Below are 26,524 nucleotides of genomic sequence, written 5' to 3'. Positions count from 1 at the left end.
AGAAACCCGCTGGGCTGGAAACAGTCAGCGGGTTTTTTCATGTCTGGAAGATCGGCCTTGATGATCGTTCCCACGCTCTGCGTGGGAATGCCTCATTGGACGCTCCGCGTCCGCTTCGCAAGGGACGCGGAGCGTCCCGGGCTGCATTCCCACGCGGAGCGTGGGAACGATCAACGGGGGGGCAACTGGCCTTAGGCGCCGCTCAGGCCCTTGAGCAGCACATCCACATTGCCTTCCAGCTCTGCCACCGGATCTGCCGCATCGGTGCTCAGCACCAGCAGATGACTGCCCGATTCGGCAATCGCCGCTTTCACCTCGTCCGACGGCTGCCGATGGTGCAGCACCACCGCCACGTCATTGTCTTTCAGGGTGGCGGTCAGTTTTTTCAGATCCTCCGGCGTCCATTCGGCATCCGCGCGGGCATCCTGTCCGATCAATTCCAGATTGAGGCTGCCGATCAGGTAACCGAAGTGATCGCTCAGGCTCATCACGCTCAGGTTGTCGGCACTGGCCAGACGCGCCTCGCTGTCGGCACTGAGTTTCAGCAGGCGCTGTTTCAGTGCCGCCAGATTGGCCTCGATCTTCGGTTTGTCCTTCGGTGCCAGGCGCACCAGGTCTGCCGCCATCACGTCGGCCATGCGCCCCATGTTGTTGCTCGCCAGCCACGGCTGGCTGTTCAAACCGTCGACCTTGAGCCCCGGTTGTACGGCAATGCCGGGCAGGGCGCCGTCCACAGGGCGGGCGGCGTCGACTTCGACGATGCGGATGTTGCTGCGGCGGGCGATCGGATACAGCGGGTCATCGGCCCACAGCGAGCGCACGCCGATCACGGCATCGGCGCCAGTGGCCAGTTTGCTCAGCGCCGGGGCGCCGCGACCGGTGAAATAGGCGGTCTGGCGGCTGCCCGGCAGATTCGCTGGCGCCGCACGTTCGAGGCTGATGTCGGTGCCCTTGAGCAGGACTTCACCCAGACCATAAGTGATGGGCAACGAGGCCAGCACTCGCAACGGTTTCTCGGCAGCCAGCAGAGGGCTTGAAACTGCACCGCTGAGGGCGATGGCCAGAGTCAGTTTTCGTAATGAAAAAGCCATTTATCCAAGGTTCCCTTTCAGACTGGGGACGACGCCCCGGGCAATCGCGGCGAGGGCGAAGGCGATACCGGCGACTAGGATGATCGCGGCGCCGGACGGAATCGGCAGGTCGAACACGATCGGCGCGAGAATCCCGCACAGCGTGCTGATCGTGGCAATCAGCACCGAACACCAGAAAAAGCCTTTGAGCGACTGGCTGAGCAGACGTGCTGCCGCCGCCGGAATCACCAGCAGCGCACCGACCAGAATCGCACCGATGACTTTCACTGCAGCAACCGTAATCAGCGTCACCAGAATCACGAACAGGTAATCCAGGGTCTTCACCGCGACGCCGCGCACCGCCGCCAGTTGCGGGTTGAAGCTGGCGAGCATGATCCGGTTGTACAGCGGCAGGGCCAGCGCCATGACCAGCGAGCCGACAATCGCCAGCACCAGCAGGTCGTTGCCGTTGACGGTCAGCACCGAGCCGAACAGCACGTTTTCCAGAATGTGCACGTTGATCTTGCCCGCCAGAATCAGCAGCAGGCTGGCGCCCAAAGCGAGGGACACCGACAGGAACACGCCAATCAATGTGTCGGGTGCCAGACCGGTGCGGTTGCGCAGGTAGTTGAGCAGAATGCCGAACAGCAGGCAGTAACCGAACAGGCTGCCGTACGGCCCGGTGTAGGGCTCGCCGAGCAGAATGCCGATGGCTACGCCGGTCAACGCCGCGTGACCGACTGCTTCGGAGAAAAACGCGAAGCGCTTGACCACCACCAGCGTGCCGAGGCCACCGAGCACCGGGCCGATCAGCAGACCGGCAAGCAAGGCGTTGACCACAAACCCATAGGCCAGGGCTTCCGGCAGGTAACCGGAAGAGGCCCAGCCTTGCACCATCAAACGAAAGGCTTCGTAACTCATCAGGCAGCGCTCCGTGGATGGGTCGAGAACAGGGTCAGCAGGCGTTCCGGGGTCAGGGCCTGTTGCGGCGTGGCGTCGAACAGCACCCGGCGATTGAGGCCGGTGACGCGATTGGCCAGGCGCCCGACCGCTTCCAGATCGTGCTCGATCCACAGCACCGTGATGCCTGCCGCACGCCAGTCGCCGAGCAATCGCTCGAAGACCTGAATCCCGGCTTCGTCGAGGGCCGACATCGGTTCGTCCAGCACCAGCAATTGCGGGGCCGGAATCAGGCCTTGAGCGAGCAGAACCCGCTGGCGTTCACCACCGGATAGTGCGCCCATCCGGCGCTTGCGCTTGTCCTGCATGCCGACTCGCTCCAGCGCATCATCGATAGCGCCGGCGTAGCGTTTGCTCAAGCCGAGGAAGGCCGGGCGACGCTGACACATGGCGGCCATAAAATCATCGACGGTCATCGGCAGACCCCGATCGAATTCCAGCGCCTGCGGCACGTAACCGATGGTGCCGGGTTCGCCGGGCCATTGCAGACTGAGCCGGCCGTGATGCGGCATCTGCCCGAGCAGGGTCTTGATCAGCGAACTCTTGCCGCCGCCGTTGGGGCCGACCAGCGCATGCACGCTGCCGGGCTGCACCTGGAAGGTGACTTTGTCGAGGATCGTCGTGCGGCCGAGGGTCAGGCTGACGTCGGCGAAATCCAGGGTCGGGCCGCTATGTCTGATTGAAAGGTTTTCCTGAGCCGTCATGCGCCGGACTCCTGAATCGCCCGCACCACGGTGTTGAGGTTGCCGGTCATTTCCTTTTCGTACTTGTCGGCGGTGTATTCGCCATAGGAAATGTGCGACAGCGGGTACAGCTTCACACCGGATTCACGCTGGATGGTTTCGACGTAGGTGGACGGGAAATCCATCTCGGAGAAGATCACCTTCACGTCCAGCTCGCGCAGTTGGTCGATGGTTTTCTTCAACTGGCTCGGGCTCGGCTCGATGCCGTGGGCGGGTTCGACCACGGCGGTGACTTCCAGACCGAATTCGCGCAGCAGGTAGTCATAAGCGGCGTGCACCGTGGCGACTCGCAGTTCGGCGTTCGGCGCCTGGGTCAGTTTGGCCAGGGCGTCGGCGCGCATCTGCCGCAGGCGTTTGCCGTAGGCGCGGGCGTTCTGGGTGTAGGTCTTGGCATTGTCCGGGTCGAGCTTGCCCAGTTCCCGGGCGATGTTGTTGACTTGGGCAATCGAGGCACTGATCGACAGGAACGTGTGCGGGTTCACCACTTTGCCGGCGCCGCGCGCAGCAACCCCGGTGGCGGCCAGCAACGGCACGTTTTCGTTGGCTTCGATGGTCTTGATGTTCGGCGTTTCGCTGGCGGCGATCATGCGGTCGGCGAAGTCGTCATGGCCGACGCCGTTGAGCACGATCACGTCCAGCCCGCTGATGCGCTTGATGTCTTCGGCGCGCGGCTCGTAGGCGTGCGGGTTGAAACCGGCGGGAATCAGTGGCACGACCTCGGCCTTGTCGCCGACGATGTTCGCCACATAGCTGTAATACGGATGCAGTGTGATGCCGATGCGCAGGCGCTTGGCCTGATCGGCGCTGGCCAGCGGGCTCAGCAGGCAGGCGCACAGACCGATCAGCAGCAGGCGCAGGAAAGGACGGCGTTGAGATGAACTAGGCATGGGCAAGCGGTCTTCTCTCGAATGAAGGCGAGGGTTCAATGACGATGTTCGCGGGTCACCCCGGCATCGAATTGCGCGACGATCTGTTTCCAGCCGGCGGCGGACAGCGCTGCGTCGGACAGGTCTGCCGGCGCTTGCAGGTCGGTGGCGCGGTTGAGCCAGATGTCCGGCGCGGCGTCGTTCAGGCGCATCAGAAACGAACCGGCCACAGCCGGTGCCTGGCTGTGGCCGAAGTAGGCGCGGTCGGCCAGCAACTGCCAGGCATGACCACCTCGACTGACCGAGCTGGCGTCCTGGGCAAACGGGGCGAAACCTTCGTCCGCCAGGTTCTGCGGGGTCGGCAGTGTTTGCTGTTCTTCGCACAACAGGTGGATCTCGTCGAGGGTCACCCGCAGATCCGCATAGATGCCTTGCTCGCTGGCGCCTAGGTCGCGGCGGGCGTCCAGTTGATGGCTGGAAACCGGCTCCGGTTCGTGGGAAACGCCGCGCCATGCGACTACCGATCCGGCGACGGTGAGGATCAACAGACACATCAGCAGCACATTGAGGGTTTCGTGCCCGGCACCGGCCGGGCGTACAACCTGGGTGGTCGGCGTGGTCATGGGGCTTCGATATCCGCTTGGTCGATTTCGACCACGTGGCCAGGGCCGGCGTCGAACAGCACGTAGAACTCGGCGCCGGGTTTCTTGAAGGTCAGGGTCGAATCGGCGCCGAGCTTGCCTGGCACCAGAATGGTTTCGTCATAGCCGATCACGTCGAGGGTTACCCCCGGCGCGCCGCTGCCGTCGGAGAAGCCGCCGGTGCATTTGATCTGCTCGGCGTCGATGGCCTTGCACTCGCACATCGGGTTGTGGGCCAGGGCGCCTGTGCTGAAACCGGCAGACAGCACCACCAAGGCAGCGCTCAGCTGCAGGCGGAAGGGGCGTTGGGCATGACTCATGGTTTGGCTCCTTGTTTGTTCAGCCAGGCGAGGGTGGCAGGCGAGGCCTGGCGCAGCGGAATCGAGGCCTGGTGCATGCTGCCGTCCCAGCCTTCCATGGTGATCCACAGTTCGGCGTCGGCAGCGGTCTTTTCCGGCACCGGCAACTGGGTGCCCATGCGGTACGGCGTGCCGAAGAAAATCACCCCGGCCGCGCGCAGGCTGCGAGGTTTGCCGATGCGCAGGTACGTCGCCTTGACGTGGTCGACACAGGCGTCGCAGAGGGCGGCGCTGAAATCTTTCATGTAGCCGGCGGGGCCGGTCAGGATCGGGGCCTGATTGCGCAGTTCGGCCAGTCGCAGGCTCCAGGGGCCGACCTGGATTTCGCCGATCTCCCGTTCACCCAGTCCGCTGTCACCACGAAACAGCGAAGCATCGGCGAAGTATTTGGGCATGAAACCGAGCGGGATCAGCAGCAACAGGACGTTGAGGTGGAAACGCCATTTGTGCCAGAACCGGTTCAGGCGCGACGGTGGTGTTATTCCAATGTGGCTCACGGACGCACCTCCGAAGGTTCATGTCGGGACGTCGATCGCGGCGCGACCTTGCGGTTTCTCTTGTCTTCGCGCTTGAGTGCGTTGAGCGTGGCCAGGGCGGTGCGCTTGGTCCAGATCAGGAGGCCGCTGAGAACCATCATGCTCAGCAGCAGGCCGAAGAAGAACCAGATCAGCTTGATCCAGATTCCGCCGAAATCGCCGGTGTGCAGCGGACGCATCGATTCGGTGACGAACTCCAGGGCGGAGCGGTCGGACAGCAGTCGCGAGGCGGCAATGTCACCGTTGTAAGGGTTGAGCGTGGCGGTCTGGAACATCAGTGGATACCAGCCACGACCACCGACACTCATGTGGCTGTAGGCGTTGCCGGGCAGGCTGACGAAACTGGCTTCCAGCCCCGGGATCTTTTGTTGAGCGATCTCGATGGCCGAGTCGAGACTGATCCGCGGTGGCGGTGTGCCGTCGGCGGAGATCGGCACACTTTCCCTGGACATCGCCGGGATGATCGGTTCGCTGGAAATGGAAATCTGGAAGTCGAACAGCAGGGCGCGGATCAGGAACCACACGCCGGTAATGGAAATCACCGCGATGAACCAGATCGACCAGATGCCGCTGAGGCGGTGAAAGTCGCCCCAGAAAATCCGCGCACCGTGGCGAATGCGCAGGGTCGGGCGGAGAAAGCCTTTCCAGAAGCGCTTGTACACCACCAGCCCGGTTACCAGCGAAGCGAGCATCGGCAGGCCGAGGAACGACACCAGATACCAGCCCCAGCTGAAGCCGTTGGTGAACGGCACCAGCCACCAGCCATGCAGTGCGCGGGTGAACGCCTTGAAGTTGAAGGTTGGCGCGGGGCCCTGGATGACCCCGGTGTACGGGTTGACGTAGACCGTCAGCGAACGCCCGTCGGGGTAGCTGACCTCGACGTCGAGGGCAAAGTGCGATTCGTCCGGACGACTGACGCTTTGCACCACGGTCTGCGGTTCGGCCTTCTTGATCGCGGCCAGGACCTGATCGTAGCTGAGCAACGGTGCTTCGTCCGATGGGGCACTGGCGCGCATTTGCGGGTTGGCCAGCCAGACGATTTCCTGGCTGACCACTGCCAGGGTGCCGGTGACGCAGACGATCAGAACGAAAAACCAGATCGGCAACGCTAGCCAGCTGTGTACCAGGAACCACAGTTTCGAGCGGGATTTCTTCGACATGATGACGGGTCTTGTTTCAGTGAGAGGGAGCGGTACTACGGGCTTCGCAGCACGGGAGTCCCCTGAAAGGCCGGTCGTGGCTTTTGCCTACGCGACCAGCCCGCATTTCTATAAGACGGATGACCGAAGCAAATCCCGATAAACGATATGAAAGTAAATGTTTCGCGATTGCAGGTGGCTGTCGCGTGGGCGGATTTTTGCGGGGGAGGCGAAGCAGTCCGGCAGCGCATGCCGCCGGATTGAAGGAGGGGAATCAGCGGAGAAAGTCGAGTGCTTCGGTCAGCAACAATTCGGGCACTTCTTCGGCGAGGTAATGCCCGGCAGGCAAAGCCTTGCCCCGTACATCAGTGGCAACTTGTTGCCATTCCCCCAGCGGATCGAAGCAGCGACCGACGGTGCCCTCGGCGCCCCACAGCACGAGTAACGGCAGGTTCAGATGGCGGCCGACAGCAAGGTCGGCGCGGTCATGTTCCAGGTCGATGCCGGCACTGGCGCGGTAGTCCTCGCAGATCCCCCGAGCGCTGCCGGGACGTTCCAGGCAACGCCGGTATTCGCTGAATGCCTCGTCGGTAAAGGGCGCGAGCCCGGCGCTGCGGCTGCCCATGACACTGCGCAGATAACCTTCGGGATCGGCTTCGATCAAAGTTTCCGGCAACGGCGCCGGGCGGATCAGGAAGAACCAGTGCCAGTAGGCCCGGGCAAAGGCTTCGTTGGTCTGGCTGTACATTGCCAGGGTCGGCGCAATGTCGAGCAGGACCATGCGCTGCACGACGGCGGGATGATCGAGGGCCAGGCGATGGGCAACCCGCGCACCACGGTCATGGGCAAGGATCGAGAACTGCTCGAAGCCCAACGCCTTCATCAATTCCACGCCGTCGCGAGCCATCTCGCGTTTGGAATAGTTGAGGTGAGCCTCATCGGCCGGCGGGCGACTGCTGTCGCCATAACCGCGCAGGTCGGCGGCGATCACCGTGAAGTGCTCCGCCAACTGCCCGGCGATCTTGTGCCAGATGACGTGGGTCTGCGGGTGCCCGTGCAACAACAGCAGGCCCGGGCCGCTGCCTTTGAGGCGGTAGCTGATGTCCACACCGTTGACGTGGCGCTGGTCTTTGACGAATCCGGCAAACATCGGGTGATCCTTTATTCAGGCGAGTGGCCTGCATCCTGAAATCGCCGGGCGTTCATGACAAGACGTGAAGCGTGGTTCGACGGTTCATGAATCGTGTTCGCCCATCCCCGCGCGCTGCGCGGGAATGGACACTCGGCGTTGCTAACCCTGCTGGAACATCTCTTTCGCCCGCTGCTCGATCTGCGCCTGGGTCAGGTCCTCCTTGCGCGAGGCCAGGAACCACAGATGCCCGTACGGATCTTTCAACGTGCCGCTGCGGTCGCCGTAGAACTGATCCTTGACCTCGGACACCGAGGTGGCGCCGGCCTCCAGCGCACGCTGGAAGGATTTGTCGACATCGGTCACGTACAGATGCAGACCGACCGACACCGCTTTGTCGGGATTGCTCAACGGCCCTTGATCGCACGGCGAGCCGAGCATGATCGCGCTGTCGCCGATGCGCAGTTCGGCGTGGCCGATGCCGCCGTCGGGCATGCTCAGGCGCATGACTTCGGTGGCACCGAACGCTTTTTTATAGAAGTCGATGGCTTCGGCAGCTTTGTGAATGCCGAGGTACGGGGTAATGCTGTGATACCCCTCGGGAATGGGTTTGACGCTCATGGCGGTACTCCCTGTTATTTGTTGCCTGGTTTTTATTAGAGGTTGAAGGTGTGCCTTCGCCGGGGTTGCCGGTCGCTCAACTATAGATCCGTGCCGCCGTCGTGACCGAGTAGCCGACGAGCAGGCCTCGCACTGTTCAGCCATCGACAGCGAAGCAACAGAATGCGCAAGTTTTCATCGCCAAACGCCCTGAAGTTCCGTTGCAGCCCTCGTAAAACAAGGCCTTTTCGTCAGGCACAGAAGCTGCAATGACCCGGTACAACACCGATACCGAGAGTCATCCATGTCTGAATCTGCCGTTTATCCGATCAACCCGCCGGCCGCCCACCGGATCGCCGACGACGCCGAAGCCTTGCGCGTGGCTGCACAGGTCGCCGCCGTCTTGCAGGAACACGCCGCCGAGCGTGACCGCAACCGCGAAGTGCCCGCCGAGATCGTCGATCTGTATTCCAACAGTGGCCTGTGGGGCATCACCGTGCCGAAGGAATACGGCGGCGCGCAGGTGTCCTGTGCGGTGCTGGCGCAGGTGATCGCGATCATTTCCGCCGCCGATCCGTCCCTCGGGCAGATCCCGCAAAACCATTACTGCCTGCTCGAAGACATCCGCCTGCAAGGCACCCTGGCGCAGCAGGCGCATTTCTTTGAGCTGGCGCTGCAAGGTCATCGTTTCGCCAACGCGTTGTCGGAAACCGGCGGCAAGAATGTGCAGGATATTCAGGCGACCATCCGTCGTTATGGCGACGGCTTCGTGATCAACGGCCGCAAGGGCTACTGCACCGGTTCGCTCTACGCCCACTGGCTGGCGGTGCTGGCGCTGGATGAAGAACAGAAGGGCCAGTTGGCCTTCGTCGAGCGCGGCACGAAAGGGCTGGTGATCGTCGATGACTGGGACAGCATCGGCCAGCGCACTACCTCCAGCGGCACGGTGCTGGCGGAAAATCTGCAAGTGGCGCCATTCAATCTGTTTCCGACGTACCGTTCCTACGAGAACCCGACCCTGGCCGGGCCGTTCGCCCAGTTGACCACCGCTGCCATCGACGCCGGCATTGCCCGTGCGGCGCTGCGCGATACGGTCGAATTTGTCCGCCAGTTCGCCCGGCCATGGATCGATGCGGGTGTGGACAAGGCCAGCGAAGATCCGCTGACCATCATTCAGATCGGCGCACTGGAAATCCGTCTGGAAGCCGCCGAGGCGTTGCTGGAACGCGCCGGTTGGGCGCTCGACGCCGCACGTCCGGCACCCGATGAAGACAACGTCGCACTGGCGTCACTCGCGGTAGCCAAGGCCAAAGTGCTGACCACCGAAATCGCCATCGAGGCCAGCAACAAGTTGTTCGAACTCGGCGGCACCCGTTCGACCCTGAAGAAGCACAACTTCGACCGCCACTGGCGCAACGCCCGGGTTCACACGCTGCATGATCCGGTGCGCTGGAAGTACCACGTGGTCGGCAACTGGCTGCTCAAGGGCGTCAAACCACCGCGCCACGACTGGTCCTGATCATGGCCGAGTGGTTCAAGCACCTTTACTGGGCCGACATCGCCCAGGCCTGTCTCGACACCCTGAGCATGCTCGGCGCGGCGCTGCTGTTCACGGTGTTGCTGGGCTTGCCGCTGGGGCTGCTGTTGTTTCTCACCGGCAAGCGCCAGTTGCATGAAACGGTCGGCCTGTACCGGGTGCTGTCGGTGATCGTGAACATGCTGCGTTCGCTGCCTTTCATCATTTTGCTGATCGTGCTGATTCCACTCACCACGCTGCTGGTGGGTACATCGCTGGGCGTGCCCGGGACCATTCCGCCGCTGGTGGTCGGCTGCACGCCGTTCTTTGCGCGGCTGGTGGAAACCGCGTTGCGCGAAGTCGATCGCGGCGTGGTCGAGGCGACCCAGGCGATGGGCGCCAACACCTGGCAAATCATTCGCCACACCTTGCTGCCGGAAGCCCGCGGCGGGTTGCTGGCGGCGGTGACGGTCACCGCCATCGTGCTGGTGGATTACACGGCGATGGCCGGCGTGATCGGTGGCGGCGGGCTCGGCGATCTGGCGATCCGCTACGGATATCAGCGCTTTCAGACCGACGTGATGGTGGTCACCGTGGTGTTGCTGCTGATTCTGGTGCAGGCCCTGCAAATGACCGGCGACCGCCTGGTGGCGCACTACAGCCGACGCTGAAAAAACAAGTTCACCCATAAAGGCCCCACGTTCACCCCACGACGGCCACTCAAATCTGCCTTGGAGCACAGCATGAAAAAGACCCTGGCCGTACTGGCTGCCGTTCTGTCGTTCGGCGCCCATGCCAACGAAAAACTGATCGTCGGTGCCACCCCGGTGCCGCACGCGGAAATCCTCGAATTCGTCAAACCGACCCTGGCCAAGGAAGGCGTGGATCTGGATATCAAGGTCTTCACCGACTTCATCCAGCCCAATCAGCAACTGGCGCTGAAAAACCTTGACGCCAACTACTACCAGTACCGGCCGTTTCTCGATGATTTCAACAAGACTCGCCACACCGATCTGGTGCCGGTGGTCGGCGTGCACATCGAACCGTTCGGTGCTTACTCGACCAAAATCAAAAACATCTCGGAGCTGAAGGACGGCGCCAGCGTGTCGATCCCCAATGACCCGGTAAACACCGGTCGCGCCTTGGTGCTGCTGCACGAGGCGGGGCTGATCAAGCTCAAGGATCCGAGCAACACCCTGGCCACCCAGCGCGACATCGTCGAAAACCCCAAGCACCTGAAAATCCGTGAGCTGGAAGGCGCGTTGCTGGCTCGTTCAGTGAGTCAGGTGGACCTGGCGTTCGTGTTCGCCAACTACGCGCTGGAAGCCGGGATCGACACCAACAGCGCGCTGATCGTCGAGAAAGGCAAGAGCCTGTACATCGAGTTTCTGGTCGCGCGTCCCGACAACATCAACGACCCGGGCCTGCAGAAACTGGCCAAGGCGTTGAATTCCGATGAAGTGCGTCAGTTCATTCTGACCCGCTACAAAGGGCAGATTGCGCCGGGCTTCTGATGGATCGAATTGAGGGTTCCCACGGCATGGGAACCCTCACTTGGGTACGTCGAGAAAGTGCGCCCCCGGCCCTTGCTCGCCCAGCACATCGCCCTGATTGCGCAGTGGGCAGGCTTCCATCGACAGGCATCCGCAACCGATGCAACCGGTCAGCCGGTCCCGCAACAGCATCAACTGATTGATCCGCTCGTCCAGCTCCCGCCGCCACTGCTCCGACAACACTTTCCAGTCCGCCGCCGTCGGTGCGCGGTTGTCCGGTAGCTGTTTTAACGCCTCGCCGATTTCCGCCAGCGGAATGCCCAGGCGTTGCGCCACTTTGATCAACGCGACCCGCCGCAGCACTTCCCGTGGATAACGCCGCTGGTTGCCGGCGTTGCGCTGACTTTTGATCAAGCCTATCGATTCATAGAAATGTAGGGCGGTGACCGCCACGCCGCTGCGGGCCGCGACTTCGCCGACGGTCAGTTGTTTGTGCACATTTTCCGCAGTGATCATTTGCAAAATGCCCCTTGACCTCTAGTTAACTCGAGGTTTTACCCTGCAGGCCTTCGAATCGCAAGATTCGTCTGACAGAGTGGGGATGTCATGCAAGCACCAGCGAAAAACCGCAGCTTTACCCAATTGATCGAATTTGAAATCGAACCCGGCCAGCAACCGGCGCTGGTCTCGGCGCTGGCGGTGCAGACCGAACGTCTGGCCCAGCGTTACGCCGGCTTCGTCAGCGCCAGCGTCCAGGCCAGCGACGATGGCCGGCGAGTGTTGAGCTTTCTGCAATGGCAGTCCCGCGAGGCGGGGGAGGCGGCGTTCCAGAGTTTCGAATCCGGCGAGCAGGATTTCTGGCAACTGATTCGTACCCATCAGGCGCGCACCGTGACCTTCGGTTCATTCCAGGTGCTGAGCAGCATCGCCCGCAGTCACGACGACGGTTTGCACTGCCAACTGGTCGGCTAGATCGACAGCTGGATCAAGCGCTCGCCTTGCAGGTTTTCCGTGGGCCGCCGCTTGTTCACCGCCAGTTCGCCGATCTTGATCAGCCGCGTGCGGGTGACGTTGCGGCTCAGGCCGAGCAGGGACGCGGTGTGCACCTGGTTGTAATGGCAGAAGCGATAAGCTGCGCGCAGCAACGCGTCTTCGACCTTCTCATGCAGGGCGCCGGCCTGTTGTTCGAAGAGTTTCTGGAAGGCGCGTTCCAGCAGCGCTTCCGGTGAGTCGTCGGCGGTCGCGTGCTGATCGTCGGGACGGTCGATGCGCAGGTTCGACAGGCGCAGATCGTCGCGTTCGATCACGCCGTTACGGCAGATCAACAGCGTGTGATGGATGACGTTTTCCAGTTCGCGGATGTTGCCCGGCCAACTGTAGCCGCGCAGTTTGTGTTCGGCGCCGGGGCTGATGGTGATGCGTCCGTAGCCCAGGCGCTGACTGTAGGCCTCGATGAAATGCCGGGTCAGCGGCAGGATGTCGCCGGGCCGCTCGCGCAACGGGCTCAGTTCCAGATTGACCACGTTCAGCCGGTAATACAGATCCTCGCGGAAATGCCCGGCGTTGATGGCTTTCTCCAGTTGCACGTTGGTTGCCGCCAGCACCCGCACATCGATGGGGATGCTCTTGCGCGAACCCAGGCGCACCACTTCACGCTCCTGCAAGACCCGCAGCAACTTGACCTGAATCGCCATCGGCAGATCGCCGATTTCATCGAGGAACAAAGTGCCGCCATCCGCCTCTTCGAACCAACCGGCCTTGGCGCTGAGGGCGCCGGTGAAGGCGCCTTTTTCGTGGCCGAACAGTTCGGCTTCCACCAGCGATTCGGAAAATGCCCCGCAGTTCACCGCAATGAACGGCCGATTGCGCCGGTTGCTCAGGTTGTGGATGTGCCGCGCTACCAACTCCTTGCCGGTGCCGGTTTCGCCGATGATCAGCACACTGGCTTCGCTCGGTGCGACCTGTTGCAGATGCGCGAGCAGGGCCTGGGATTTCGGGTCTTCGAACACCTGGGCGGTGGCGCGGATTGAGGTGGCCAGGGCGGGTGAAGGCGGCAGGGTCAGCAGTTGCATGGGTCTCGCTCCACGAAAGGAAATCAGGAATAGAACGTCGGCACCGGCAGGGACTGGTTCAGCGCCCAGTCGCCCAGCTCGTGGAGTTTGTAATCCAGCGGGTCGTGCAGGGTTTGCGTGCGCAGGTTGCGCCAGTGTCGGTCGAGGCGCAGCGACGCGTGGGTCGAACGGGCGCCGGTGACTTCGAACAGTCGGCTGCAAATCTCCAGGCCCTGGCGACTGGCGGCGACCTTGGCGGTGGCAATCGCCGTGGCCAGGTGACCGCGTTCTTCGGCGCTGAGGTTCGGGCCTTTGGCCCAGGCCTCGTCGAGCAACGCAGCGGCGCGTTCCACCAGCAATCGGATGCCTTCGAGGGCGACCCAAAACTCGCCGTAATGGGCCAGCACATAAGGATCCTCACGTACCTCGCGCACCGAGGATTTGTGCCAGACACGGGTTTCGCTGAGGGTGTATTGCCGCGCTTCTTCAAAAGCCCCTTCGGCAATGCCGAGAAACATGTGGGTGAACGTCAGTTGTGCGATCAACGGGCGCAGACAGGCGAACGGTGTACTCAGCGGCCCCGGATCCAGCAGCAGTTCCGATTCTTCGACCCGCACCCGTTCGAACGTGGCGCTGCCACTGTCGGTCTGGCGCTGGCCGATGTTGTTCCAGTCGTTGTGCAGGGTGATGCCGCTGCGGCCGCTGGGGATTGCCGCGATCAGCAGTTTGCCGCCGTTGCTTTCATCCACCGCCGAGGCGATCAGCATCTGCGAATCGCTGGCGCCGGAGCAGAAGCTCTTCTTGCCGGAAAACTCGCGCCAGCCACCGAGGTCCTTGACCACGGTGCGGGTGTCCAGCGGATTGAGCGCGTTGCCCCAGAACCAGTTCTGCCGCGCGGTCTGTTCGAACCACGGCTGCCATTGTTCCGGGCGAGAAAACAGCCGCACGGTGGCGAGCATCAAATGATGAAAACCGAAGACGTGGGCGATCGAGCTGTCGACCTTGGCGAACTCGCGCACCACTTCCAGCGTTTCGCTCCAGCGCGCGCCGAGGCCGCCGTAACGGGTGGGAATGCTCAGGGCCAGCAGACCGCTATCACGCAGGGCGTCGCGTTCGGCTTTTGGCGTGCCGCCGCGTTCGTCGCGCTCGACAGCGGTCAGGGCAAATTCGGCGGCCAGTTGGCGGGCGGTCTGCAATGGGGAGAGCAGGGTGCTTTGCGGTTTGGCAGTCACTCGGTCTTCCTCAGGTGTTGGCTTTGGCGGGCAGTACATCGTTGGCGATCATTTCGCCGAACGGCCCGGTGAGGTTAGTCACGCCGCGTCCAGCCAGGCTTGCATATGGCTCGGGCAACAACGGGAACACCAGCTCGGCAAAGCGGTAGGCCTCTTCGAGATGCGGGTAGCCGGAGAAGATGAAACTCTCGATGCCGAGGTCTGCGTACTCCTTGATTCGCGCCGCCACCTGCTGCGGATCGCCGACCAATGCAGTACCGGCACCGCCGCGCACCAGGCCGACGCCGGCCCACAGGTTGGGGGCGATTTCCAGGTTGTCGCGGCGCCCGTCGTGCAGGGCGGCCATGCGCCGCTGGCCTTCGGAGTCGAAGCGCGAAAAGGATTTCTGCGCGGCCTCGATGGTTTCGTCGCTGATGTGCTCGATCAGTTTGTCGGCGGCTTTCCAGGCTTCTTCGGCGGTCTCGCGCACGATCACGTGCAGGCGGATGCCGAACTTCACTTTGCGCCCGTGACGCGCGGCGCGTTCGCGTACATCGGCGAGTTTCTCGGCGACGGCGGCCGGTGGTTCGCCCCAGGTCAGGTACACGTCGACCTGCTCGGCGGCCAGATCGTGAGCCGCGTCGGAGGAGCCGCCGAAATACAGCGGCGGATAAGGTTTCTGCACCGGTGGATACAGGGCTTTGGCGTTCTGCACCTTCAGGTGTTTGCCTTCGAAATCCACTGCTTCGCCTTGCAATACGCGGCGCCAGATCTTGAGGAATTCGTCGGTGACTTCGTAGCGTTCGCTGTGGCTGAGGAAACTGCCGTCGCCACGGTTTTCGTCCGGGTCGCCGCCGGTCACGACGTTGATCAGCAGGCGGCCGTTGGACAGTCGATCCAGGGTCGCGGCCATGCGCGCCGAGACGGTCGGCGAGATGATTCCCGGACGGATCGCCACCAGATAACGCAGGCGTTCGGTGAGCGGCACCAGCGCCGAGGCGATCACCCACGAGTCTTCGCAGGAACGCCCTGTGGGAATCAGCACGCCGTGGTAACCGAGGCTGTCGGCGGCTTGCGCCACCTGTTTCAGGTAATTGAGGGTGACCGGGCGCGCGCCTTGGGTGGTGCCCAGATAGTGACCGTCGCCGTGGGTCGGCAGGAACCAGAAAACATCCATGAACTGCTCCTTAAGCGATCTTCAGCAACGGTTTGAGGTGAGTGCCGAACAGCGGCGCGGCGCGTTCGGCGGCCAGGCGGATGCGCGCTTTTAGCGGTTCGCTGGTGATCTGGTAGTCGGCGAAATCGGCTTCGGTGGCGTACACACCGATCGGCAGGGTCACGGCCTGGAAGAAACTGAACAGCGGGCGCAACTGGTGATCGAGCACCAGCGCATGGCGTTCGCTGCCACCAGTGGCGGCGAGCAGCACAGGCGTGTCGATCAGCGCATTCAGGTCGATCAGGTCGAACAAATGCTTGAGCAGTCCCGGATAGGAGCCGCGATATACCGGCGCCGCCACGATCAGCAGATCAGCCTGCTCGATGGCCTGCAGCTCGGCTTCGATCTCGGCCGGCAGTTCCTGACGGGACAGTGCGGCGCCCAGCGGGCGGGCGATGTCACCGAGTTCGATCAGATGGCTCTCGACCGGCAGGTGCCCGGACAATTCGGTCAGCAGGGCTTGGGTCAGCACCAGGGTGCGGGACGGACGCCAGGTTCCGCCGGACAGGGCGACGACTTTCAGTGGACGCGACATGGTCAGTTCCTTTTTCAACAGTTGCTCGGCGAGCAGTGAGTAGTCACTGGAGCAGAGCAAGCGCTGTACCAATTCCTGTAAGGCCCGTATTCCGGGGCTTTGAGCGTTTTCGGTGGCTGTGCTCATGTGACTTTCAGGCCGGTTTGTTGAACCACTGTTGCCTGGGAAACAGTTGCTGGAGCAACAGTGCCGAACGCGATGAGGGATTTATAAAGGCTGACTGTTATTCCGTAAAAGACTGTTAATTGATATTGATAGGTCTTTTTAGAATATAAAGCGGGGATACTGTTCGAATTCTGATAGCCACTATTGAGAGCGTTGATTTCTGCCAAAGCGTGCCCGGGCGTAGCCTTTCTCCATCGACCCACACTGCTCGCCAGGACGCTCCCATGAATCGTTTACTGACTGTTTCGCTGATGCTCGCTGTCTCCGTTCTCGCCGGTTGCGCGAGCCATGTTTCCCCGGAACTGCGCCCTTACACGGCGGAAGAAACCCGCGAACTGGCCCTTGAAACCTTGAACCGTCGCGGTCTGTCATTTGAGGAATATCATGCGAAAAAAGCCGAATTGCTCGGCCAGCCACAGAAGACTTTCGGGTTTGATAGCAAAGGTGAGATGAGCGCCGAGCGGGCCGTACAGCTGCACGGTCGTCCAAGCTGATTCATAACTGTACTGCTTGAAGTTTTACCCAACTGTCCGTGGGTTTGCACGGCGCCGTGGGATAGGGTCAACACCTGAATGACCCTGACGGACTGCCTGCCATGACCCTCTCGCTCGACCTGCTGCTGGGCTTCGCCCTGTTTGCCCTTGTCACCTCGATCACACCGGGGCCGAACAACACCATGTTGCTGGCATCGGGCGTGAACTTCGGCTTTAACCGCACCATCCCCCATATGCTCGGCATTACCTGCGGTTTCTTCGTGCTGGTGGTGGCGGTGGGTTTTGGCCTGGGCGCGGTGTTCCAGACTTATCCGCTGCTTTATACGGTTCTGCGTTACGTCGGCGCGGCGTACTTGCTGTACCTGGCGTGGAGAATCGCCCATTCCGGCCCCGTCGGCGACAGCGAGCAGGGCGAGGCAAAACCGATCAGCTATCTCGGTGCGGCAGCCTTCCAGTGGGTCAATCCCAAGGCGTGGATCATGGCCATCGGTGCCATCAGCACCTATACGCCGATGCAGGGTTATTTCACCAACGTGATCGTGATTGCGGCAGTGTTCGCCATCATCAACCTGCCGAGCGTCGGCGTCTGGGCCGCGTGCGGGACTCTGTTGCGCAACGTACTGAAGGATCGCCGCTGGTTGCGGGTGTTCAACTGGGGTATGGCGGCGCTGCTGGTGATTTCGCTGTATCCGTTACTCCTTGAAAGCTTTAGCTGACGCAGTGCTACAACCGCCGGCCTGATGCCTGTTAAAGTCGCGTTCAGGAGCGTTCCTACGCACTTTTAAATGAAGTTGTTCTTCTTTAACGGCATCCGATCAGGTATTGATGACGCTCTCGAACCCGGACGCAGCTCACAAGGCTGCGTCGTGCCGTTTGTAGACACGAGCTTCCTGATCCCGGAACACGCTCTGCGAGTCTTTTTATGAACACACGTCCGCTGTATTTCGATTACGCCGCCACCACCCCGGTGGACGAGCGGGTCATCCAGGTGATGATCGAGTGTCTGGGTTTCAACGGTAACTTCGGCAACCCGGCCTCCAGTTCCCACGCCTTCGGCCAGCAGGCCCGGCAAACGGTCGAGAACGCTCGCCGGCAAGTCGCCGAACTGGTCGGCGCCCAGGCGCAGCAGATCGTCTGGACCTCCGGCGCTACAGAATCCAACAACCTCGCCCTTAAAGGCGTGGCTCAGGCTCGTGGTGTGTCCGGCGGGCACATCATCACCAGTCAGATTGAACACAAGGCCATCCTCGACACCGCCCGGCAATTGCAGGACGCCGGTGTCGCCGTGACCTATCTGGTACCGGACGCCGAAGGCCTGATTACCCCGCAAGCGGTCAGCGAAGCGATGCGCGATGACACCTTTCTGGTGTCGCTGATGCTGGTCAACAACGAACTCGGCACCGTCAACGACATCCCGGCCATCGGCGAAGTGGTGCGTGGGCGTGGAGCGTTGTTCCACGTCGATGCGGCCCAGGGCGTCGGCAAGGTCGCGATCGATCTGGCGCAATGGCCGGTGGATCTTATGTCGTTCTCGGCGCACAAGCTCTACGGCCCCAAAGGCATCGGCGCGCTGTACGTCGGTCCGCGTGCGCAGCAGCGGTTGCAGGCGCAGATTCACGGTGGTGGCCACGAGGGCGGCTTGCGTTCCGGTACCCTGGCGACTCACCAGATTGCTGCCATGGGCTCGGCTTTTGCCCTGGCCGCCGAGGCTTTCGATGACGAGAAGAAAACCATCGTCGCGCTGCGCGAGCGACTGCTCGAACAACTGTTGAGCCTGCCCGGCGTACGCCTCAACGGCAGTTCCACCCAACGTATCCCGCACACCTTGAGCCTGACCTTCAGCGAAGGCGAGTTCAATCCGGCGGCGCTGAGCCATTCGATCGCGTTTTCCGCGACCTCGGCCTGCAATTCCGCCAGCAACACACCGTCCCACGTCTTGCTGGCACTGGGGCATGACGCCCACCTGGCGGGACGCACGATTCGTCTGAGCCTCGGTCGTTTCACCACCGCCGAGGACATCGACAAGGCTGTAGATCTGATCAAGACCGCCTGCGCCAGTGCTCCGGCATTCTGGGCGACAGGGCTTTAACGAGCCGGCTTCGAACGGCACCGAACAATAACGATGAAGTGATTGGCAGGAGACATGATGAGTACCCAGACTTTGACCGAAGGAACGGTTCCCCAGCGCCTCGCGCACACCCGTGAACTGATGCGTCGCGAAGGTATCCACGCGTTGCTGGTGCCGTCCGCCGATCCGCACCTGTCGGAATATCTGCCGGGTTACTGGCAGGGCCGGCAATGGCTGTCGGGTTTCCATGGCTCGGTCGGCACGTTGATTGTCACCACCGATTTCGCCGGGGTCTGGGCCGACAGTCGCTACTGGGAACAGGCGACCAAGGAACTCAAGGGCAGCGGTATCGAACTGGTGAAACTGCAACCGGGTCAGCCGAGCCCGCTGGACTGGCTGGCCGAGCAGACGCCGGAAGGTGGCGTGGTCGCGGTCGACGGCGCAGTGATGGCCGTCGCGTCGGCGCGTACGCTGGGCAGCAAGCTCGAAGCGCGGGGCGCCAGTCTGCGTACCGACATCGACTTGTTGAAAGAAGTCTGGAGCGATCGCCCGGCGCTGCCGAATGCGCCGATCTACCAGCACCTGCCACCGCAGGCGACTGTCAGCCGTGGCGAGAAACTCGGCAAACTGCGCGAAACCCTGCAGGAGCGCGGTGCTGACTGGCACTTCATCGCCACCCTCGACGACATCGCCTGGCTGTTCAACCTGCGCGGCGGCGATGTGTCGTTCAATCCGGTATTCGTTTCCTTCGCGCTGATCAGCCAGCAACAAGCCACGCTGTTTGTGGCACTGAGCAAGGTCGATGCTGAGCTGCGTGCGGTGCTGGAAAAAGACGGCGTGACCCTGCGTGACTACAGCGAAGTCGCTGACGCCTTGCGTGCTATTCCGAGTGGCGCGAGCCTGCTGGTGGATCCGGCGCGAGTCACCAGCGGTCTGCTGGATAACCTCGACACTGGCGTGAAGCTGGTCGAAGGCCTGAACCCGACCACACTGGCCAAGTCGCAGAAGAGCCTGGCGGATGCCGGGCACATTCGTCAGGCGATGGAGCAGGATGGCGCGGCGCTGTGCGAGTTTTTCACCTGGCTGGAATCGGCCTGGGGTCGCGAGCGCATTACCGAGCTGACCATTGACGAGAAACTCACTGCTGCTCGTGAGCGTCGTCCGGATTATGTGTCGCTGAGTTTCAACACCATCGCCGCATTCAACGCCAACGGCGCGATGCCGCATTACCACGCCACCCCGGAGGAGCACGCGGTGATCGAGGGTGATGGATTGTTGCTGATCGATTCCGGTGGTCAATACCTGGGCGGCACTACCGACATCACGCGTATGGTGGCTGTTGGTACGCCAACCGAAGAGCAGAAGCGCGATTGCACTCGTGTGCTGAAAGGCGTGATTGCCTTGTCCCGCGCACATTTCCCGAAAGGCATTCTGTCGCCGCTGCTGGATGCGATTGCCCGCGCGCCGATCTGGGCAGAGAACGTCGACTATGGTCATGGCACCGGCCACGGCGTGGGTTATTTCCTCAACGTTCACGAAGGTCCGCAGGTGATCGCCTATCAGGCGGCGCCGGCGCCGCAAACTGCCATGCAACCAGGGATGATCACTTCCATTGAACCGGGCACTTATCGACCGGGCCGCTGGGGTGTGCGGATCGAGAACCTGGCGATGAACGTTGAAGCGGGAAGCAGCGAGTTCGGCGAGTTCCTCAAGTTCGAAACCCTGACCCTGTGCCCGATCGACACTCGCTGCCTGGAGCCGTCGTTGCTGACGCAGGAAGAGAAACAGTGGTTTAACGCCTATCACGCCGAAGTGCGCGAGCGCCTGAGTCCGCTGCTTGAAGGCGCGGCACTGCAATGGTTGAACACGCGTACTGCTGCTATTTAACAGGTTGAAGCTCGGGCGCTGCAGCCAGCGCCTGGGTTATGAAATCGACAAACGCGTTGACCCTGGCGGACTGGCGACGGTTCGCCGGGGACACGGCGTGAATCGGCAGCGGTAACGTCTGGTAGTCCTGCAACAGGGCGACCACTCGACCCGCCTTCAAATCTTCGCTGAACAGCCAGACCGGTGACAGCGAAATCCCCAATCCTCCCAAGACCATTTCTCGGATCGCTTCCGAGTTGTTGCTCTGGGCGTTGCCCTGGATGCGTACGTCGTGGTGCTGGCCATCCCTCTCGTAGGTCCACAGGTTCTGAGTGCTGAGCAGGTTGAATTGCAGGCAGTTGTGCTGCGCAAGATCCTGAGGTGATTGTGGGTGACCGTGGCGTTGCAGGTAATCGGGCGTCGCCACCGTGAGCCGGTGGGTGGTGCCGATGCGTCGGGCGATCATGCCGCTGTCGTTCAGCTCACCGATGCGCAGGCTGACGTCCAGGCCTTCGCTGACCAGATCCAGATTCTGATCGCTCAGTTGCAGGTCGATCTGCACCTGCGGATAGCGCTGCAGAAATTCCGCCAGTCGCGAGGCGATCTGCAAACGGCCGAAACTGACGGAGGAGCCAATCCGTAAAGGACCGGCCACGGTTTCCCTGCCGGACTGGAAACTGTGCTCGGCGGCATCCACGGCGGCGAGGATATTTCGGCATTCGTTGTAGTACCGCTGACCTTCATCGGTCAGTGACAGCTTGCGTGTACTGCGGGCAATCAGCTTGCCGCCCAATTCATTCTCAAGGGCGCGCAGGACTTTGCTGATGGTCGGCTGGGTGGTGTGCAGTTCCCGGGCAACGGCGGAGAAACTGCCGCGTTCGACCACCCGGACGAAGATGGCCATTGCGTTGAGCTTGTCCATGAAGCGCCTCATTCATGCCGATTCGGCATGCTCACTATAGTCATTTGACGTCTTATCGGCATGGGTCTGCTGCGGGAGCATGGCTTCACTTTCTCCCACAGGAATGACCGAAATGACTGACTCACTCAACATGAAAGCCCTGATAGTGGACACCGCGAACGGGCCGTTACGCTTGGTTTCCCTTGAGCGCCCCGTGGCAGAGGCCGGGCAGGTACTGGTGCGGATCAAGGCCAGCGGTGTGAATCCGCTGGATCTGAAAATCCGTGCGGGGCAGGCCGCCCATGCCCGGCAACCGTTGCCGGCGGTATTGGGGCTGGATCTGGCGGGTGTGGTCGAAGCGGTGGGTGAGGGCGTGCAGAATTGGGCGCCGGGCGACGAGGTGTATGCGTTGGCCACAGGCATTGGTGGCGCGCAAGGTTCGTTGGCCGAGTTTGCAGTGGTGGACGCACGACTGCTGGCGCGTAAGCCTTTGAACCTGAGCCCGCGCGAGGCCGCGAGCCTGCCATTGATATTGGTCACGGCGTGGGAAGGCCTGGTGGATCGGGCTCGGATGAGTGCGGGGCATAAAGTATTGATTCACGGTGGAGCGGGCGGCGTCGGGCATGTGGCTGTACAACTGGCCCGTGCATTCGGTGCTGAAGTGTATGCAACGGGTTCTGCGGGACAACGCTCGATCATCGAGGGGTATGGCGCGACGTTCATTGATTATCGAGAGAGCTCGGTGGAGAACTATGTCTCCGAGTTCACGGCGGGGGAGGGGTTCGACATTGTCTATGACACGGTCGGGGGCGATACGCTGGACGCCTCGTTCAAGGCCGCACGGATCTACAGCGGGCATGTACTCAGTTGCCTCGGTTGGGGGCAGCACAGTCTTGCGCCGTTGTCGTTTCGTGGGGCGACGTATTCGGGCGTGTTCACCTTGTTGCCGTTACTGACCGGCAGGGGCTGTGAGCATCATGGCGAGATTTTGCGACAGGCTGCCGCGCTGATTGAGTCCGGTCAGCTGCGACCTATGCTCGATCCGCATCGGTTCACGCTGGAAACCGCCGGAGAAGCCCATGAGCTGCTGGCAGCGAAAGCAGCTCAGGGGCGTGTGGTCGTGGAGATTTAGCGAAGGGCTTCCACAACGAAGTCGAGCCGGTCCTGACCGAAGAACAACTGGTTGTCGATGAACATGCTCGGCGCACCGAAGACGCCACGCTTCACGGCGGTTTCGGTGTTGTCTTTGAGCGCAGCCTTGACTGCTTCATCGTTGGTCAATGCCAGTACTTCTTCAGGATTGAAGCCATGTTCGGTGAGCACGGCGGCAACTGTTGACGGTTCATCAAGGGCGCGGCCTTCAACCCACAGCGCTTTGAACAGGCAATCGATGAACGCCTGAAAGCGATCGGGATCACGCAGTTGAATGCCGGTGACCGCACGCATCAACATCAGGGTATTGATCGGGAAATGCGGGTTGAATTTCAGGGGCACGCCGTAGCGTTTGGCGTAACGGTCCAGGTCCTGAAACATGTAACGACCCTTGGCCGGGATCATTGCCGGCGACGCGTTGCCGGTGGCTTTGAAGACGCCGCCCAGCAACATCGGAATGTAGATCAACTGGCTGCCGGTTTCAGCGCAGATTTTCGGCAGTTGGGAATACGCCAGGTAGGTGGCGGGGCTGCCGAGATCGAAATAGAACTCCACGGTTTTGCTCATGTTCGCTGCACTCTGTTTTTGTTATTGGGGGGATTACCAGCGCTCGTTCCACGGACGCAGATCCAGTTCGAACGTCCAGGCGTCCCGTGGCTGGCTATGCAGATACCAGTAGTTCTCGGCGATGTGCTCGGGATTGAGAATACCGTCCTGATCCTTGGTGGCATATTTGTCAGGGAAATTGTCGCGGATGAAGTCGGTATCGATGGCGCCGTCGACCACGACGTGGGCGACATGGATGTTCATCGGGCCAAGCTCTCTGGCCATGCTCTGTGCCAGAGCCCGGATACCGTGCTTGGCTCCGGCGAATGCGGCGAAGCCTGAGGCGCCGCGTAATCCGGCAGTTGCGCCGGTGAACAGGATAGTGCCGCGGCTACGGGTCACCATCCGTTTGGCGACTTCCCGGGCATTAAGAAATCCGGAGAAACAGGCCATTTCCCAGATCTTGAAATACTTGCGTGCGGTTTCTTCGAGGATGCTGCAGGGTACGTTTGCGCCGATGTTGAAGACGAATGCTTCAATCGGCCCGAGGCGGGTTTCGATATCTTCGATCAGCGCAATTACGTCTTCTTCCTTGCGCGCGTCGCAGGCAAAACCGTGGGCTTCGCCACCGTTCGCTTGAATGGCTTCCACCAAGGGCTGCAATTTGTCGGCGCTGCGCCGCGTGACGCACGCGACGAAACCTTCCTTGGCGAACCGCTTGGCGATGGCGCCGCCCGTGGCATCACCTGCACCGACAACCAATACGACCTTCTTGTTATTCATGGGTGGATCCCTTTAGTAAACGATCGTTAAGTGAACGAACGTTATGCTAGGATTTGCTCAGCGTCAAGGCACTCAATGTGAGGACAAATACATGCGGTATTCCGCCGGTCACAAGCTGGAAACCAAAGAAAAGCTCCTGCAAAGCAGCTCGCTGTCTGCGAAAAAGACCGGGTTTTCATCAATGGGCGTCGATGGCCTGATGAAGGCGATCGGCTTGAGCGGGGCGGCGTTCTACAGCCATTTCTCGTCCAAGGACGCCCTGTTCGCGGCTATCGTCGAGCGCGAGTTGTGCCAGAGTCTTGAACGCTTGGGCGGGCAGGGTACGCAGGATCGCGAACGGCTGGAGCGGTGCCTGAAACTGTATCTGAACATGGCCCATGTCGAGCAGCCTGAGCTGGGCTGCGCATTGCCTGCACTGGGCGTCGAGATAGCGCGGTCGGATATTGTTGTGCGGGAGCAGGCCGAGCTGTGGATTTGTAAGCTTCAGGAAAGTTGGGCGCAGATTCTGGAAAGCGACAGCCTGGCCTGGGCGATTCTGTCGCAATGTGTCGGGGCACTGGTGGTGGCGCGTATGTTGGCGTCACCGAAGATTCAGCAACGGATGCTGAAGTCCTGTCATGAGGAGATCGGACACCAGCTCGCCGCTTCGCGAACGCACTAGTGGCGATGGTTTATTTGCAGATGACGATCATGCTGCGGCTGGTATAGCCGGCGGGGTTGAGGCCGAAGGGGTAATCACCCGGTTCTTCCACGGTATCGCCTGATTTGGCGATTACCTTGTAGCCCTTCGGCGCGCAAGAGTTTGCAGCGCTGGCGTAGCACTTGTCCCAAGAAGAGGACAACCCCGAACAGTTGATGTGCAGCCCTTTCTTGCCATGCTTGACCTGGGTCTTCGACGTCGCCGCGCAGCCCGCAACGGCGAGTATGGCGATCAGTATCAAAATTCGTTTCATTACCGTCCTTATGGCGGCCTCGAGTCTGGCGCTCGGGTCTGCCTGTATGCGCTCTCGCTTGACGCGTTCCGATGTCCCTATCCGAAAAAATCCATGTCTGGCATTGGGTTGCGAGGCTAAACATGGCCTAAATGAGCGCCAAATGCCAGACCTTCGTTCAATCCCCTTTTAATCCGCGGCGATGGCGGGTTTGGCAGTGCTGCCCATGGTCATGGTTGCACCGACGGAGGCCAGAATAATGCACAGGATCGCCATCCATTGTGACAAAGAAAGGTATTCCTGAAGGAATAGCAGGCCCGACAGCGCGCCAAAGGCCGGTTCGATGCTCATCAGCGTGCCGAAAGTGCGGGCGGGCATGCGGGTGAGGGCGACCATTTCCAGTGTGTAGGGGAGGGCGGTAGACAGGATCGCGACGCCGATAGCGATCGGGATCAATGCCGGAGTCAGCAGTGCGCTGCCGGCATGGACGATGCCGATGGGGGCGACGAACAGGGCTGCGATCATCACGCCAAGCGCTGCGGTGGTCACGCCGTTATCTGCGCCGGCCTTTTGGCCGAACAGAATGTATAGCGCCCAGCAAACGCCGGCTCCCAGTGCATAACCTGCACCGACCAGATCGATGCCCGCGGACGTAGCGCCAGTCGGTATCAATAGCAACAAGCCGATTGCAGCCAGGGCAATCCAAACAAAGTCGATTGCGCGACGTGAGGCATAGATGGCGACCGCCAGCGGGCCGGTAAACTCCAAGGCAACTGCGATGCCGAGCGGAACAGTGCGTAGCGACATATAGAAGAGGAAGTTCATCCCCCCCAGCGCCATCCCGTAGACAATCACTGTGCGCAGCGACTTGGCTGTCAGCTTCGCCCTCCAGGGTTTGAGCAGTAACAGCATGATCACGCTGGCGAAAATCAAACGCAGCGTCGTTGTGCCTTGGGCGCCCACGATGGGGAACATGCTTTTAGCCAGCGAAGCGCCGGACTGGATTGATGCCATAGCTATTAATAGAAGGCCAACCGGGAACAGGGTTGAGGCAAGGCTGCGAGGTTGGTCGTTCATTGCGTGGCATCATCCGAGGAAGTAGCTGGTGTGTTGGGCAATATAGTGCGCACTCACTGCGTTCGCGTCTATATAGGAGCAGCCTTTTTCCCTCTCTTGATAGAAAACGCAAATTAGGGGTTGACGGCAGATTTTGAGTCTCTATAATTCGCCCCACTTCCGGCGCAGTCGAAACGGAAAACTCCTTGAGATTCAATGAGTTAAGTAGGTTTCGAAAGCGGGTCGCTTCAGTTCATCGAAGCCTGGAAGCAGTTGGAAATGTCGACTTGTTCGGCGCTTTCAACGGTTCGATCTTCTCGGTCGAAAGCGGAGAAAAAGAGGTGTTGACAGCAGCGTGTAACGCTGTAAAATTCGCCTCCCGCTAACGAGAGATCGGAAGCGCAAGTGGTTGAAGTTGTTGAAGAAATCTTCGAAAACTTCTGAAAATAATCACTTGACAGCAAATGAGGCTGCTGTAGAATGCGCGCCTCGGTTG

Annotated in this window: 31 protein-coding genes; 10 read left to right on the top strand and 21 right to left on the bottom strand. The window is 61.2% G+C overall.

The genetic code is table 11. From position 1 onward, the window contains the following. Positions 1–191: 191 nt before the first annotated feature. The 10 genes from L6D82_RS13400 to L6D82_RS13355 form a co-directional block, all read right to left on the bottom strand. Positions 192–1,091, bottom strand: a complete 900-nt coding sequence (locus L6D82_RS13400; protein WP_102686432.1) for a metal ABC transporter substrate-binding protein — start codon at positions 1,089–1,091, stop codon at positions 192–194. After that, on the bottom strand, positions 1,092–1,991 hold the full coding sequence (locus L6D82_RS13395; protein ID WP_033059198.1) for a metal ABC transporter permease: 900 nt from the start codon (positions 1,989–1,991) through the stop codon (positions 1,092–1,094). After that, a complete protein-coding gene (locus L6D82_RS13390) occupies positions 1,991–2,734 on the bottom strand; it encodes a metal ABC transporter ATP-binding protein (protein ID WP_102686431.1) in 744 nt (247 codons plus the stop codon). The genes L6D82_RS13395 and L6D82_RS13390 overlap by 1 nt, the downstream gene beginning before the upstream one ends. After that, positions 2,731–3,660 carry a metal ABC transporter substrate-binding protein gene (locus tag L6D82_RS13385; protein ID WP_064598220.1) on the bottom strand — a complete coding sequence of 310 codons (930 nt, stop codon included), beginning with the start codon at positions 3,658–3,660 and terminating at the stop codon, positions 2,731–2,733. Before L6D82_RS13385 ends, L6D82_RS13390 begins: the two co-directional genes overlap by 4 nt. A 35-nt stretch (positions 3,661–3,695) precedes the next feature. Beyond that, positions 3,696–4,262 (bottom strand): DUF6162 family protein, encoded by a 567-nt coding sequence (locus L6D82_RS13380; RefSeq protein WP_102686430.1) that lies wholly within the window; start codon positions 4,260–4,262, stop codon positions 3,696–3,698. Further along, positions 4,259–4,600 (bottom strand): hypothetical protein, encoded by a 342-nt coding sequence (locus tag L6D82_RS13375; protein WP_102686429.1) that lies wholly within the window; start codon positions 4,598–4,600, stop codon positions 4,259–4,261. Before L6D82_RS13375 ends, L6D82_RS13380 begins: the two co-directional genes overlap by 4 nt. After that, positions 4,597–5,136 (bottom strand): thiamine pyrophosphate-binding protein, encoded by a 540-nt coding sequence (locus L6D82_RS13370; protein WP_102686428.1) that lies wholly within the window; start codon positions 5,134–5,136, stop codon positions 4,597–4,599. The genes L6D82_RS13375 and L6D82_RS13370 overlap by 4 nt, the downstream gene beginning before the upstream one ends. Then, the gene (locus tag L6D82_RS13365; protein WP_102686427.1) at positions 5,133–6,335 is read right to left on the bottom strand and encodes a PepSY-associated TM helix domain-containing protein; all 1,203 of its coding nucleotides are present in this window, start codon (positions 6,333–6,335) and stop codon (positions 5,133–5,135) included. The genes L6D82_RS13370 and L6D82_RS13365 overlap by 4 nt, the downstream gene beginning before the upstream one ends. A 253-nt stretch (positions 6,336–6,588) precedes the next feature. After that, a complete protein-coding gene (locus L6D82_RS13360; protein ID WP_236189538.1) occupies positions 6,589–7,464 on the bottom strand; it encodes an alpha/beta fold hydrolase in 876 nt (291 codons plus the stop codon). Between the two features lie 141 nt (positions 7,465–7,605). Further along, a complete protein-coding gene (locus L6D82_RS13355) occupies positions 7,606–8,064 on the bottom strand; it encodes a VOC family protein (protein WP_236189537.1) in 459 nt (152 codons plus the stop codon). 283 nt (positions 8,065–8,347) lie between these two features. Here L6D82_RS13355 and L6D82_RS13350 point away from each other — a divergent pair, with 283 nt between their 5' ends. The 3 genes from L6D82_RS13350 to L6D82_RS13340 all read left to right on the top strand — a co-directional run bounded on the left by L6D82_RS13350 (position 8,348) and on the right by L6D82_RS13340 (position 11,073). Next, positions 8,348–9,562 carry an SfnB family sulfur acquisition oxidoreductase gene (locus tag L6D82_RS13350; RefSeq protein ID WP_236189536.1) on the top strand — a complete coding sequence of 405 codons (1,215 nt, stop codon included), beginning with the start codon at positions 8,348–8,350 and terminating at the stop codon, positions 9,560–9,562. Between the two features lie 2 nt (positions 9,563–9,564). After that, positions 9,565–10,230 carry a methionine ABC transporter permease gene (locus L6D82_RS13345; protein WP_129973792.1) on the top strand — a complete coding sequence of 222 codons (666 nt, stop codon included), beginning with the start codon at positions 9,565–9,567 and terminating at the stop codon, positions 10,228–10,230. Positions 10,231–10,302: 72 nt separating this feature from the next. Beyond that, complete coding sequence (locus L6D82_RS13340; protein ID WP_039770347.1) at positions 10,303–11,073, top strand: MetQ/NlpA family ABC transporter substrate-binding protein; 771 nt, start codon at positions 10,303–10,305, stop codon at positions 11,071–11,073. A 36-nt stretch (positions 11,074–11,109) separates the two neighbouring features. Here L6D82_RS13340 and soxR read toward each other — a convergent pair whose 3' ends face one another. Further along, positions 11,110–11,568, bottom strand: a complete 459-nt coding sequence (gene soxR / locus L6D82_RS13335) for a redox-sensitive transcriptional activator SoxR (RefSeq protein WP_085744916.1) — start codon at positions 11,566–11,568, stop codon at positions 11,110–11,112. 90 nt (positions 11,569–11,658) lie between these two features. Between soxR and L6D82_RS13330 the strand changes: the two genes are divergently transcribed. Then, positions 11,659–12,024, top strand: coding sequence for an antibiotic biosynthesis monooxygenase (locus L6D82_RS13330; RefSeq protein ID WP_085744915.1), 366 nt, complete (start codon positions 11,659–11,661; stop codon positions 12,022–12,024). Here the strand turns inward: L6D82_RS13330 and L6D82_RS13325 are convergent. From L6D82_RS13325 to msuE, 4 genes are read right to left on the bottom strand one after another with little or no spacing between them, the layout of a single operon-like run. Then, positions 12,021–13,124: a sigma-54 interaction domain-containing protein gene (locus tag L6D82_RS13325; protein ID WP_127799091.1), complete on the bottom strand. Its 1,104-nt coding sequence runs from the start codon at positions 13,122–13,124 to the stop codon at positions 12,021–12,023. The two genes, L6D82_RS13330 and L6D82_RS13325, sit on opposite strands and share 4 nt — an antisense overlap. Positions 13,125–13,147: 23 nt before the next feature. Further along, positions 13,148–14,335: an acyl-CoA dehydrogenase family protein gene (locus tag L6D82_RS13320; protein ID WP_007955826.1), complete on the bottom strand. Its 1,188-nt coding sequence runs from the start codon at positions 14,333–14,335 to the stop codon at positions 13,148–13,150. A gap of 10 nt (positions 14,336–14,345) precedes the next feature. Beyond that, the gene (gene ssuD, locus L6D82_RS13315; RefSeq protein WP_102686421.1) at positions 14,346–15,491 is read right to left on the bottom strand and encodes an FMNH2-dependent alkanesulfonate monooxygenase; all 1,146 of its coding nucleotides are present in this window, start codon (positions 15,489–15,491) and stop codon (positions 14,346–14,348) included. 10 nt (positions 15,492–15,501) lie between these two features. Next, complete coding sequence (gene msuE, locus L6D82_RS13310; protein WP_134021129.1) at positions 15,502–16,065, bottom strand: FMN reductase; 564 nt, start codon at positions 16,063–16,065, stop codon at positions 15,502–15,504. 389 nt (positions 16,066–16,454) lie between these two features. Between msuE and L6D82_RS13305 the strand changes: the two genes are divergently transcribed. From L6D82_RS13305 to L6D82_RS13290, 4 genes are all read left to right on the top strand, one after another. Further along, the gene (locus L6D82_RS13305; RefSeq protein ID WP_085744911.1) at positions 16,455–16,724 is read left to right on the top strand and encodes a hypothetical protein; all 270 of its coding nucleotides are present in this window, start codon (positions 16,455–16,457) and stop codon (positions 16,722–16,724) included. Between the two features lie 101 nt (positions 16,725–16,825). Beyond that, a complete protein-coding gene (locus L6D82_RS13300; RefSeq protein WP_236189527.1) occupies positions 16,826–17,440 on the top strand; it encodes a LysE family translocator in 615 nt (204 codons plus the stop codon). A 206-nt stretch (positions 17,441–17,646) separates the two neighbouring features. Next, positions 17,647–18,813, top strand: coding sequence for an aminotransferase class V-fold PLP-dependent enzyme (locus tag L6D82_RS13295; RefSeq protein WP_236189525.1), 1,167 nt, complete (start codon positions 17,647–17,649; stop codon positions 18,811–18,813). A gap of 57 nt (positions 18,814–18,870) precedes the next feature. Then, positions 18,871–20,679 (top strand): aminopeptidase P family protein, encoded by a 1,809-nt coding sequence (locus L6D82_RS13290; RefSeq protein ID WP_102718535.1) that lies wholly within the window; start codon positions 18,871–18,873, stop codon positions 20,677–20,679. On the opposite strand, the gene L6D82_RS13285 is transcribed toward L6D82_RS13290, so the two are convergent. Then, positions 20,672–21,580 (bottom strand): LysR family transcriptional regulator, encoded by a 909-nt coding sequence (locus L6D82_RS13285; protein WP_236189523.1) that lies wholly within the window; start codon positions 21,578–21,580, stop codon positions 20,672–20,674. The genes L6D82_RS13290 and L6D82_RS13285 overlap by 8 nt on opposite strands. Before the next feature lie 112 nt (positions 21,581–21,692). Here L6D82_RS13285 and L6D82_RS13280 point away from each other — a divergent pair, with 112 nt between their 5' ends. Continuing rightward, complete coding sequence (locus L6D82_RS13280) at positions 21,693–22,691, top strand: zinc-dependent alcohol dehydrogenase family protein (protein ID WP_236189521.1); 999 nt, start codon at positions 21,693–21,695, stop codon at positions 22,689–22,691. Here the strand turns inward: L6D82_RS13280 and L6D82_RS13275 are convergent. Next, positions 22,688–23,278 carry a 2-hydroxychromene-2-carboxylate isomerase gene (locus L6D82_RS13275; protein WP_102718538.1) on the bottom strand — a complete coding sequence of 197 codons (591 nt, stop codon included), beginning with the start codon at positions 23,276–23,278 and terminating at the stop codon, positions 22,688–22,690. The two genes, L6D82_RS13280 and L6D82_RS13275, sit on opposite strands and share 4 nt — an antisense overlap. A 33-nt stretch (positions 23,279–23,311) precedes the next feature. Further along, entirely contained in the window at positions 23,312–24,040 is a 729-nt protein-coding gene (locus L6D82_RS13270) for an SDR family oxidoreductase (protein WP_236189519.1), read from the bottom strand. A 91-nt stretch (positions 24,041–24,131) separates the two neighbouring features. Here L6D82_RS13270 and L6D82_RS13265 point away from each other — a divergent pair, with 91 nt between their 5' ends. Then, the gene (locus L6D82_RS13265; protein ID WP_236189517.1) at positions 24,132–24,701 is read left to right on the top strand and encodes a TetR/AcrR family transcriptional regulator; all 570 of its coding nucleotides are present in this window, start codon (positions 24,132–24,134) and stop codon (positions 24,699–24,701) included. Between the two features lie 10 nt (positions 24,702–24,711). Here the strand turns inward: L6D82_RS13265 and L6D82_RS13260 are convergent, their stop codons facing one another. The 3 genes from L6D82_RS13260 to L6D82_RS13250 form a co-directional block, all read right to left on the bottom strand. Next, positions 24,712–24,993 (bottom strand): hypothetical protein, encoded by a 282-nt coding sequence (locus tag L6D82_RS13260; protein ID WP_007955851.1) that lies wholly within the window; start codon positions 24,991–24,993, stop codon positions 24,712–24,714. Between the two features lie 168 nt (positions 24,994–25,161). After that, a complete protein-coding gene (rhtA, locus tag L6D82_RS13255) occupies positions 25,162–26,049 on the bottom strand; it encodes a threonine/homoserine exporter RhtA (protein WP_085744902.1) in 888 nt (295 codons plus the stop codon). A 227-nt stretch (positions 26,050–26,276) separates the two neighbouring features. Continuing rightward, on the bottom strand, positions 26,277–26,524 hold a 248-nt coding region (locus L6D82_RS13250), incomplete at its 5' end, for a hypothetical protein (RefSeq protein ID WP_236189515.1).

This window comes from Pseudomonas paraglycinae (assembly GCF_021601625.1).
GTDB classification, from domain to species: Bacteria; Pseudomonadota; Gammaproteobacteria; order Pseudomonadales; family Pseudomonadaceae; genus Aquipseudomonas; species Aquipseudomonas paraglycinae.
The sequence above is the reverse complement of the archived record's forward strand: the minus strand, read 5'-3'. Positions and strand labels throughout refer to the sequence as shown.